This is a genomic window from Candidatus Lernaella stagnicola, from assembly GCA_030765525.1.
Lineage (GTDB): Bacteria > Lernaellota > Lernaellaia > Lernaellales > Lernaellaceae > Lernaella > Lernaella stagnicola.
In genome coordinates, this window is record JAVCCK010000040.1 from 1 (window position 1) to 11,310 (window position 11,310).

Here is an 11,310-nt window from a genome sequence, read left to right on the forward strand (position 1 = left end):
GGGCGTTTTAAGCGGTTTTGACGCGACCCCCTGGCTAGGAAGTTATTTTGAGAGTGGGCTGGGGCGTTTTTTGGGGTGCAAATTCCGGAAACACGATCTAACATTCGAATTTCACAGAGCTTTTCAGACTTGACGCGACTCAGGCTGAAGGGTTCTCGTAGATGTTGCCGCTAATTGCTTGATAGATAGACGTTTTTATCACTTTCGTTGCCTTCCCGCAAGAAAAATCGCCTTTTCGCGTCAAAAACCTCGTGATTATCCCAAAAGCCACGTGATTTCAGGAGGGTGCACGAAAACATCAAAAAATCGAGGTTTAAAAGGCCCTTTTTTGCGCCCCCCTGACGCGGGCAAGCCGTTGAAAAAACCGGGGATGGCATTTTTCGACACCGGGCTAGATGATGATCGCAGCGGGCCGGTCGCCCAACTCGCCTTCACCGAAAATCAAGGTTTTCGCGCGGCAATCGGCGCAAACGCGGTAGACCCGCAAACGGTCATCCGGGTCCAAATGCACCGAGATATCCTGTGGCTCGCCAAAATTAGATCGCGCGTGATTTCGCCCGCGGATTGATGTCCTCGCTCCTTGATTTTGTTCTTTGCCGCTTGGTTTTGATCGGCGGCCAGCGGTCGCTTTTTTTTGGCGGGAGCATCGGTGCGGGCGCGAATACAAGTGGAAATTCCGCCGGCGGGACACAGCCTGTGGCTCGCCAAAACGAGATCGTGGGTGGTTTCAACCTCGCATCGCTCATCCGCAGCAGCGGGTCGCCATAGGCGGAAGCCTCAGCCCGGGCTGTGGTTCAAGTAAAATTCCGTCAACTGGACAAACCACGACCACGACCGCGATGTCCCGCCCTGGAAGCACGGGTCGGCCGTGGCCCCCGCGTGCACTCGCGAACCGCGACACGGGTCGATGTGGGCCGCACGTCGCCCGGGATTTCCAGGGGGACCCCCGGTGTGGCCGGATCGTTTAGGCAAAAAAGGGGCCCCCTGCCCCTTCCATCCAGGTCGTTTTTGGGGGCTGGGGAGATTTCGGCGCGTCCCCAAAACAGCATCACCACTGGATATCGCTGGATATCAGAGGACACTTGGCAGCACCCAGGCAGTTCGTATCTAGCTGTAATATAAGGGGAAAACGGCAGAGCGCAAACGACTCATAACCCGAAGGTCATAGGTTCAAATCCTATCCCCGCTATCAAATCTAAAAGCTCGAAATCTTTCACGATTTCGGGCTTTCTTTTTTTTCGAGTGTTACGCGCCGCAGATTCCGCAGCAGACGCCTCAGTAGGCTACCTATTCGTTGTCGGCCGGGATATCCTTCATCGTCGTTTCCCCTTTCGCGCGCGTTGCAGACTTATGGCCTGCGCGCCGCGGCCGGCACAAACTCGTCCGGGCCGATGTCCCACGCGTCGCCTTGCGGACGCGGATCGAAATCAAAGTCCCAAGCGTTCCAGGGGTTGTCGTGCCAGGTCGACGGGTCGGCGCCGGCGTCGACACAGGGGCTGACTTGCGTGAGATGGACGTCACCCAGCCCGGCGAAGAAGGGGTCACCCAACAAATTGTCGGCCGCGCCCTCGCAGCCCTGCCAGGCGCACAGGTTGATCGCGTTTGCCGTGAGGATCGGGTGACCGCCGGCGAACATCAAATAGCCGGACAGCGGGTTCCAAAAATCGTTGTTGAAAACCCAGACCGACGGCATCGCACCCGAGTCGCCAAGGTAAATGCCGGCCGCGTTCGAACCAGCAACCGAGGGCATGACGCGGATGATGTTGTTGACAATCACGGCCCTGGGCGGAAACACGCCGTAGATCGTGTCGACCACCACCGGCACCGGCCAACTCGAATATGGCGAGACGGCAATGTAATTGTTGATCAACACGCCCTCGCCTTCCAGTTCCACACCATAAGAACCCTGGCCGGCGCGGGCGCTCAGGCGGTTTCCCACGAGCACAGCCCGGCCGCGGTTGGCAATGTGTACCGCGATGGAGAAGGCCTGGTCCCAGGTCGATTGCGACGCACCGCCGGAAATCTCGTTGTGGGCCAAAAACGCAACGGCGCCGCCTTCGATCCAGACACCGACGCAATCGACGCTCCAGCCGAATCCGGAGCCACCGTCGATTTCATTTTCGTGGATCAAGATGTCGTTCCCGCCCCCGATCCGCAGTCCGATGGTCGTACCGTAGTTGGGCATGTAAAAACCGCCGTCGATGCGGTTGCGGTGTATGACAATGTGGTCGCCGTGGGTGACCAGGCCGTCACCGCCGTCGCCGTTCCCATCATCGAAGCTGCCGACCAGATCAAAGCCCTCGATGACGATTTCAGCCGCGCGTTCGTTAACGGGCACCTTGGTCGCCGTGCCGGCCGGCGGCGCGATCTTCGTGGGGTGCGCGTCGATGTCGCGGTCCCACGAACCGGCGCTGTAACCCCCGAACATCGGCACTCGGATCTTCACGGTTTCGCGGTACACACCCTCGGCTACGAACAGGACTTTGCCCGCGGGATACGCAGCCAACATGCCTTGGGAAACGGTGGCGAACGGCTCGGCCATCGTGCCGGGATTCGCATCGTCACCGCCGGGCGTTACGAAGTAGCCGACTTCATCGGTGGGTGCCGGCGCGTAGTTTTCGCCCGGCGCGATGTCATTGTCGTCATCATCATCGTCGTCGTTATCGTTATCGTCATCGTCGTCGTCATCAGTAGCATCATCATCAGTAGCATCGTCGTCAGCGGCATCGTCGTCCGTGACAGCTTCGTCATCGTCGACGTCATCATCTGAACCGCCGTCATTGTCGTCGCTACCGCCGTCGTCAGACGAACAACCAGCGACCAAGGCAAGCGCCAGAAAAACCAGCAACAACGTCTTGAGCTTCATGATTATGGTCCTTTTAAGCCGATACCCGAGCGAAACACTTTGCGCTGTCGGATGCAAGTCCCAGCCAGAGCCCTCCCCCAGTGTGGCTGGCTCGTTTCCGCGCAAAAAGGAATCCCGCTTCTTTCCAGCGACGCCGCGTTTTCTTTTGCCTGGATTTTTCTGTTGGCTCAAGATTCCGCCGGTTGGTTTCGCTGTTTCTTTTCAAAACATTTGACGAAAGCCATAAAAAGCGCGATTATGCACTTTGCAAACCAAGAGCTTAGACTGAATTATTTGACCGGTGAGTCTACTTTTACCGGCCTGCTTTAGACTTTCTCTTTGCCTGCTTCTTGTCCGACGATTCAGCCTTTGGCTTCGGGACTTCTCCACCCAAAGCCTGCCGCATGATTTCATCGAACTCGGAAACCGACATCTTGAGATCACCGATCTTCTTTTTCTTCTTCTCTGTCGTCATCGGTACACATCCTTTCGATGACCGATATCCAATATTATCACTTCCTGTGGATTATTGCGAATTACGTACAAAATCGGTAGTGGGTCAGTTTGAATATCTTGGATTACATTTTTAATTCATCAACAAAGTTTCTCAAATCGATGCGCTTCCAGCAGGTATTCGCTAATTCACGCCCACTAGCCGGATCAAAACCGGCATGGACAATTTTTTTACCCTGCCGTTGAATAAATTCTACAGCCGGAATAAAGTCCCTGTCTGAACTCAAAAGAACCCCATAGTCATAGTTGTCATCAACAGCGTGTTGAAGCATGTCGGTTACAATCGCGGTATCCACGCCTTTTTCTACCGTGCGCCTGAGTTTTGTGTTGCAGTTTGGACAATCAAGGATATCCTTATCGCAGTTTGGACAATGTGGAAAACTTGCGGGTCTTCTTTCGAAAATCTTGATTATAAAGCCATCGAAGCTTCCAACTGTATTTGTCAACCAAGCTTTCATGCTCATGTCATTTGGTTTTAATGAATCATAGGAGGAATAAACGGTGCATCCTTCGTATTTTCCTACCTCGTCTTTCTGGGATGCCTCTCTCACTAAAACTACTGGAATTTTCATGTAATCCATACTTACGCGAGAGTCATATCTTTTAAGGGATAATTGGAAATTCCAGAAATCGCAAAATATTTGGACCCTAGCCATTTTATAGCCCCCGAGTTATTATTAATAAAAACGGGAGTCCAAAAGGACTCCCGGAGTTGTCTTACGCTTTCCCTGATGAGAGAGCGGGATTATGTTGCTGTTGGCAACTTGGAGCCAACGCGGATCGTGTTGAACGAAGGATGGGCATGTTGAGAAGGTTTGTCAAGCATTTTTTCCTCTTTTGTGTAACAAAGTGATTTTACTTCTCTTTTGATTCGAGTAACCCGACCACGTCCTCAATACTCCAGCCTCCATCAAAATATGTTCGGCCCGTCGCTCGGAAGCCTTAACTGCGGCAGAACCAACCATGATTCCTCCAATAACTGACTATCCGCGACCGTCTGCGGTTTTTGGATGCCGTAACATCAAACGCTTTCCCTCTATCTTCCGTATTCCAGCAATCGTTCTATCGCCGTCACTTATCTTACGAGTATTGTACTTGTGATCGAGTTCTGCAAGATATAGGGGCAAATGCTTTTTTGAAACATGATGGTGCGTCCCATCGAGGCTACGCTTGCTATTTCCAAAGTAGCCCTCAACCGTGTTGGTAGTTGCCAGCCGTCCAGTTTTCTTGTCGTGCCGAGAATACTCTTCGGCAGAGTGGTTCACCGTGTCGTGAGAAGCAAACTCCGTCCCAACCGCTCTATATATCGGCGACTCGTCGGTATTGAGATGAGCATCCGGCATTACGTGTTCCCTCAGCAATCGGCCCAGCGTTCGTCCAGAAACATCCTCGACAACTTGAGATCGAACACGTCCATTACGTTCTACGAGCGAAACAACAGGCGTCTTGTTCCCGACATAACGACGCCCTTTTCCCTTTACTTTGCCGCCGATATAGGTTTCGTCCGCTTCCACGGTTCCAGAGAGCTTATCATTCGGCTCTACGTCCTTCAAGGCATACCTGATTCGGTGACACATAAACCAGGCCGTTCGATAAGAACCAAGTTCAAGCTGTCGCTGTATCTGTAGGGCGGAAACCTGTGTTTTGCTGGCACACATGATGTAAAAACCAATGAGCCATTTATGCAGTGGAATATGCGAGGACTCCATGACCGTTCCGACTGTGACCGTAAATTGCCCGTCGCATTCCATGCACCTGTACACGCCTGGACGGACTCTCTTTGCCTTATTCTCTTTCAGCTTGTAGATCGGCGCTTCGCCCGAATTGCCGCAATGCGGACAAACCGGGCCGTTCGGCCATCTGATCCGCTCAAAGTAATCCCGTGCGGTTTCCTCTGTTGAAAACCGCTGCATTATCCGTATCAGGGTGAGTTCTTCGTTCATCATGCTATTAGTATAGCACTTTCACTACGTTTGTCAAGTGCATAATCGCGATAAAAAGCATCTGTACGCCATACACCACGAAAATCACAAGCACGCCCCACCCAAGACCCCCGCCGAACAATTCTCTTTGGAATACGCGCTGTATCCCACCGGGTATGTTTCGCAAAGTGTGACGGGAAGCCTTCCGGTCGGTTGTCTCATTCCGAAAATCGTTTCAGCGGCGATTTCCAGCGCCAGAGTTCTGGTGGAATAGATCGCCAGGTAAACATCCACATCCGGAAACGCCATGATGTCATAGGGCGTCGCAAGAGCGACCATGATAGTCGGTATCCCAAGATCGAGTAACGAATCGACAAGGTCCCGCTGCTGCTGATAGTGAAATCCGTTGAACGTGCCGATGATGAGGACGTCGGGATCGATTGCCGTGGTGTCGTTGACAATTTTTCGGATGGCCCAGTCTTTCGGATCTACGTCGAAATGTCCCATGGTTGCTTCGGGATACAGTTTCCGAACCTCCAAAGCGAGCGACGTGGAGGAGATGTTGCCCCAGAAGGCGTCGGGATACATTTCCGATTGAAAAATCCCGGCGCTAAGCACATGCAGTTTCATGTTCGAGTGAAGATCGAGGGGCCAAAGCGCGTTTTCGTTTTTCAACAGCGTCGCGGCACGGGCGAACAAATACTCCGATGCCTCTCTTTGTTCCGGCGTATCGAGAGCCTGAGCCTGCTCCTGCGGGTCCCTTTCGCGATCTTCGAAGAGGCAGTATTTCATCTTCGTGCGAAGTATCCTTTTGACGGACAAATCGATTCTTTCTTCCGAGAGTCTCCCGTCGCCGATGGCTTCAATTACGGCATCGATTTGCCCATTCAGTTCCCAGGACCACTTCAGATTATCGGGATGCATGGGGAAATCCGGCTCGCTGTCTCCCCCGGCATCCAGAACGATATCGACGCCGGCGGCAATCGCCATAACGTCGGGGTGTTCTTCCAAAGGCTCGGACATAATCGCGCCCATGTTCATGTCGTCGGTCATGATCAAGCCTTGATATCCGAGTTCGCCACGCAAGATGTCGGTCAGGATTTTGTGGCTGAAGGTTGTCGGAACGCCATCGTCCAAAGCGGCAAACACGACGTGATTCGCCATAATCATATCCGCGCCGGCATCGATCGCGGCTTTGAAGGGCGGAAGGTATTTTCCCCTTATCGTCTGTTCACTTTCATAATTTACGATTCTGCCGGCATGGTCGTCGCCTTGCGCGGGTCCCTGTCCGGGAAAGTGTTTGACTGTGGCGATAATCAAATTGTCGCGAAGTGCCCGAACGCTTTGCTGCGCATTCAATTCAAGATATTCGGGGTCTTCACCGAAACTCCGCATGTACATCGGCACTTCCCTGTATGGCGCGACAATCTCGACGACGGGCGAATATGGATTGTTAATTCCCAGCGAATACAATTGCCGGGCCATGATGCTGTAAGAGACGTAGGTTGAATCGCCGTCAAAAATCGCTCCAAGCCCCATGTTGCCGGGTTGGTCGGTACCTCCGGTCATATCGTTGACAGCCTGCGGGATGCCCCCTTCCTGGTCGCAGCCGATAAACAGCGGAATGGAATATTCCGCTTCCTGCGCCCAGGATTGAAGCTTGTTGGTGTTCGAGATGGTCCATTCAGGCCATAAGCCGATTCCGGTGCCCGGCTGAATTCCGACACCGCCTACTCCGATTTCCTCCACAAACCGACGCGCGTCTCCATAATCGAACCAAGGTAAGACCTGAGCTCCGACGACGTACATCTGGGCGATCTTCCGTCTCAGGGTCATTTGCCCGAGCAGTTGCTCAATGTAGTCTTCGTCGACTTCGCAAAAAGGGTCGTCCGGCGTGTCGTCGTTATCATTATCGTCATCATCGTCATCGTTGTTGTTGTCGTCATCGTCGTCGTCGCAAGAAGTGCTGATTATCAAAGCGACACCCAAAACGACGGTTAGGATTGCGATCAGCCAAGTCGTTTTCATACGCCAACCCCCTTTTATGAGTACGCTTATTAATGCACGTTGCACATTCGGCCAAAAGTTCTGTTCTTCAATCCACCCTCAGTGTAGCCGGATCGTCGCCGCGCAAAAAAAGCGCCATCCACTGCTCGGCGGCGGCGCGCTCGCTTAGCTGCATCCGCAGACGCGTGGCCGCGCGCCGGTCTGCCAACCGGGTCGTCAACTCGCTGAGAAATGCGGCGAACTCCGGGCGCGGCGGGTCGTCGTAAAGCAGCAGCAGGGTGTCGCTTCCGGCGTAGTGGTCGAGCAACGCACCCTCGTCTCGGCTGAGGCTCCACCAGAGCCAATTCAAATGTTGGCTGTCTCCCGAAAGCGCGCCGCGCTCCAGCGCCAGCCAATAGAGCAACATGGCGCCGTTGACCACGGTTTCTCCACGAACATCGAGCACCGTTACGTTCACGCCGTCGGCCGGCAGGCTTTCGTCCAATGCGGAGATCATTTCCGGCAGGTTGAGAACCTTGTTCTCGCGCGACGATTCGGGTCGGAAGTCGATCACCATCGCGGGCGCCGCGGCGAGGAACACGGCGAACAAAAGTACGGCCATCGTTTTCTTGCCTTGCAGGCGACCGATGCCCGCCCCCACCAGCAAAGCCAAAGGCGGAAGGGCCGGAACCATCTGCCGCACGAAGGTGTGCCGCTGCCCCAACCAGAAGTACAGCGCCGGCAGAATAAACGCCAGCAGCAGCGCCAGCGACTCTCTCCGAAACAACCGCCGTCGCCAAGCCAACGCGGTGAAGAACAAACCGAGCACGAGCAACGCGACATTGAATCCGCCAAGTATCTCAAGCGGGCCGACCGCTTCGGCCATGAGCTGCCCGGTGCTGTGATGTCCCGCCGTGTGGCTGATAATGTCGTCGACGCTTTCTCTCCAACGCGGCAACCACCACGGGGCGTAGATCAAACCCGCCACCGCCGCACTGAGCGCCCAATTTCCGAGACGCCGCCAAGCCACCGGGCGTTGCTGGAAGACGGCGACGAGCGTCAGCAACAACGGCGCGACAATGAAGGCGCCGAAGGTCGCTTTCGTCAAAAGCCCGACTCCGGCCAAAACCCCGAGAAGCAGAGTCGTGCTCCATTTCTCCAGTTTCGCGTCGCGCAGCCAGATCGCAAAGAACGCGAGCGACAGGCCGATCAGCGTGCCGTCCGGGTAATAGATGCGCGAGAGTCGCCAAATCGCCGGGATCGACAGCAGAACCGCCAGGCAGAGGGCGATTCGTTCCATCTCCTCTTTGCGGCGAAAAAGAAAAGCCAGGAGCATCATGGCCGCCACGAGCACGGCCGTGTTGGTCATGGCAAAGGAAAGGTGGCGCAATCCGAAGACGGCCACGAGCGGCAACGAGAAGTAGTTGATCGCCGGGGAAATAAACACATTGCGGAACTGGTTGGTCTGTATGTGTATGTCGCGCAACCACGGCAGGTTGTCCGCCGCGGTTTGCAGACCGAGCGGGTATTGGACGGCCTCGTCGACGCCATAGAAAGGATTGTCGAACACGTGAAACCAGAGCAGATTGACCGGCACCGGCAACACCAACAGCGCCAACACGAGCGCCGTGCGCCAAACGCCGTTTGAGGCGACGATCGATTGCTTGGCTCCGGGCACGGTTTTCGTTTCCTCGCTGCTGGCCAAATGGGCTCTCCGACATTGGGTAGTGGGCTGAACGTTGCGATTCTAAGCAAAACCGCGCTCGTCAACAACGTGTCGTATTGATTTTGAGACTGTGGGCCTTCTCAGATTTGTCGTAGCGGTTGACGCACGGTGAATTCGGCCCACTTGCCAAGCTCGGAAGCGGCGGTGATGCGGCCGCCGTGCGCCTGCACGATGCGCCACACGGTGTACAGGCCCACGCCGGTCCCTTTTTGCTTTTTCAATTCCGGAGCATCGAGGCGGGAAAACTTGCGAAACAATTTCGCCTTGTCGGCGTCGGTGAAGCCGGGACCCTCGTTGCGCACGGCGACGCGCAGCGTCTCGGATTCCGCCGTCACGGTCACATCCACCGCGCCGCCCTCGTAGCCGTATTTGACCGCGTTGCCGAGCAAGTTCACCAGCACGATTTGCATCTGCCGCGCGTCGAGTTCCACTGGCGGTAGATCTTGGGATACATGCCGGCGTAGCTGCATTTTCTTCTCGAGAAGTTGCGGCGAAACGAGATCAATCGCGGGCTCCAGCAAGTCTCGCGCAAACGCCTTGTTCTCGGAAAAAGTCGGCGTCAATTCGCCGGTCTCGATGCTCGCCAAATTCAAATACTCGCCGACGAGGCTCAACAAATACTCGCCCTTGCGCTTGATGCGATCCAGCGTGTCCCGCTGCAGGTCACTCACTTCACCCTGGTATCCCCCCGTGATCAGACCGGCCAGCGAAAGAATCGACGCGACGGGGCTTTTCAACTCGTGGACCACGAAGCCGAGCATCTCCATGTACGCGTCGTTGGCGGCTTTGAGTTGCTCGAAGCGATACGCTTTGTCGATGGCGCGACTCATACGGCTGACGATCGCCGTGTGCAGTTCGATGTGGCGAACCGTGAACGCGTGCGGCTGACGCGAACTGTAGAACAGGACGCCGACGACGCGCCCGTCGACCAGCAAAGGGCACGCGAGACTAGATCGAATGCCTTCTTTCACTACCAACCGGGTTGAGCGACTGTCGGGACGCCCCACCAGGTATTCTTCGAGGTCGTTGATCAATCGCGGCTGGCCCGCGGCGATCACGGTTTCGAGCGAACTATCGCGCAAATCTTCGGAATAGCCCGCAGCCAGCAAAACGGGCTCGTAATCCGCCAGTGTGAAATAGCTTCGTAGACGTTGATTTTCTTCCTCGACGAAGGCGATGCTCATGCGGTCGATCGGCAGAAACTCCCGCGTTTTCCGGAACAGAAAACGCAGAGTGTCCTTCAACGTATCGGCGTCCGAGATCTGTTCTTTTATTTCCTCGAGCGCCGCGTGGAACACATCCCCGTGCGGTCCCTTGGTCTCCAGTTCCGGCACAGTCGTCTCCTTAGGCTCTTCGTCCGTTCCACAGCATGTACGCGATTAGTATATCTAGCGATCCAATATTTCGCGAATCCGCCCCGCCAGGTCACGAGGGCGGAAAGGTTTCTGCAGAAAGTTCGTGCCTTCATCCAGAACGCCGTGATTAACAATAGTATTCTGTGTGTATCCCGAAATATACAGCGCCTTCAGATCCGGCTTGATTTCATGAATCCGGTCCAAAAGCGTCTTACCGCTCATACCCGGCATCACAACGTCGGTCACCAGCATATCGATGTCCTCAATGCGTTCGCGGCAGATAGCCAGCGCTTCCTCGCCGTTGCCCGCCGACAAGACGCGATAGCCAAGACGCCGCAATACTCGTTCGGCCAACTGGCGGACCGCGATTTGATCCTCTACTACAAGAATCGTTTCCGAACCGGAAAGATCAGTGGCTTCGACCACGGACTCGGGCGTTTCAATTATCGCCGTTTCCCGGGGAATATAGATTTTGAATGTCGTACCGTGGCCGAGCTCGGAGTAGACGTTAATAAAGCCGTTGTTTTGTTTCACGATGCCGTAAACCGTCGGCAAACCGAGGCCGGTCCCGTAGCCGACTTTCTTGGTCGTAAAAAACGGCTCGAATATTTTGTCCAAATCCTGCGGGTCGATGCCCTCCCCTGTATCGGTAACAGCAAACATGACGAAGTCGCCGGTAAGCTGTTTGTCGCGGACGGTTGCGAGCTCGCGTTCCAAGCGAACGTTTTGCGTTTCCAAGGTCAACTTCCCACCACGGGGCATGGCGTCACGGGCGTTGACTACCAAATTGATGAGCACCTGCTCGATTTGATGCGGATCAAATTGAACGTTCCACAGTGCCTCGTCGGTAGCGAGTTCGAGTTCGATGTCCTCGCCGATCAACCGGCGCAGCATGCGCCCGGCTTCGGCGATGGTCTCGTTGAGATCAAGCGCGCGCGGATGGATGATCTGTTTTCGCGAAAA

Annotated in this window: 8 protein-coding genes; all 8 read right to left on the reverse strand. The window is 55.1% G+C overall.

The window, feature by feature from the left end:
• Positions 1-1,348: 1,348 nt before the first annotated feature.
• The gene (locus P9L99_18750; protein MDP8225406.1) at positions 1,349-2,866 is read right to left on the reverse strand and encodes a right-handed parallel beta-helix repeat-containing protein; all 1,518 of its coding nucleotides are present in this window, start codon (positions 2,864-2,866) and stop codon (positions 1,349-1,351) included.
• 292 nt (positions 2,867-3,158) lie between these two features.
• Positions 3,159-3,320 carry a hypothetical protein gene (locus P9L99_18755; GenBank protein ID MDP8225407.1) on the reverse strand — a complete coding sequence of 54 codons (162 nt, stop codon included), beginning with the start codon at positions 3,318-3,320 and terminating at the stop codon, positions 3,159-3,161.
• Between the two features lie 103 nt (positions 3,321-3,423).
• Complete coding sequence (locus P9L99_18760; protein MDP8225408.1) at positions 3,424-4,014, reverse strand: NYN domain-containing protein; 591 nt, start codon at positions 4,012-4,014, stop codon at positions 3,424-3,426.
• 327 nt (positions 4,015-4,341) lie between these two features.
• Positions 4,342-5,271 (reverse strand): IS1595 family transposase, encoded by a 930-nt coding sequence (locus tag P9L99_18765; GenBank protein ID MDP8225409.1) that lies wholly within the window; start codon positions 5,269-5,271, stop codon positions 4,342-4,344.
• A 114-nt stretch (positions 5,272-5,385) separates the two neighbouring features.
• Positions 5,386-7,308, reverse strand: coding sequence for a glycoside hydrolase family 3 N-terminal domain-containing protein (locus P9L99_18770; protein MDP8225410.1), 1,923 nt, complete (start codon positions 7,306-7,308; stop codon positions 5,386-5,388).
• Positions 7,309-7,375: 67 nt separating this feature from the next.
• Positions 7,376-8,971 carry a glycosyltransferase family 39 protein gene (locus tag P9L99_18775; GenBank protein MDP8225411.1) on the reverse strand — a complete coding sequence of 532 codons (1,596 nt, stop codon included), beginning with the start codon at positions 8,969-8,971 and terminating at the stop codon, positions 7,376-7,378.
• 101 nt (positions 8,972-9,072) lie between these two features.
• Positions 9,073-10,326: a GAF domain-containing sensor histidine kinase gene (locus P9L99_18780; protein MDP8225412.1), complete on the reverse strand. Its 1,254-nt coding sequence runs from the start codon at positions 10,324-10,326 to the stop codon at positions 9,073-9,075.
• Between the two features lie 54 nt (positions 10,327-10,380).
• Positions 10,381-11,310 (reverse strand): ATP-binding protein (locus P9L99_18785; GenBank protein ID MDP8225413.1); only part of this gene is annotated, 930 nt, incomplete at its 5' end.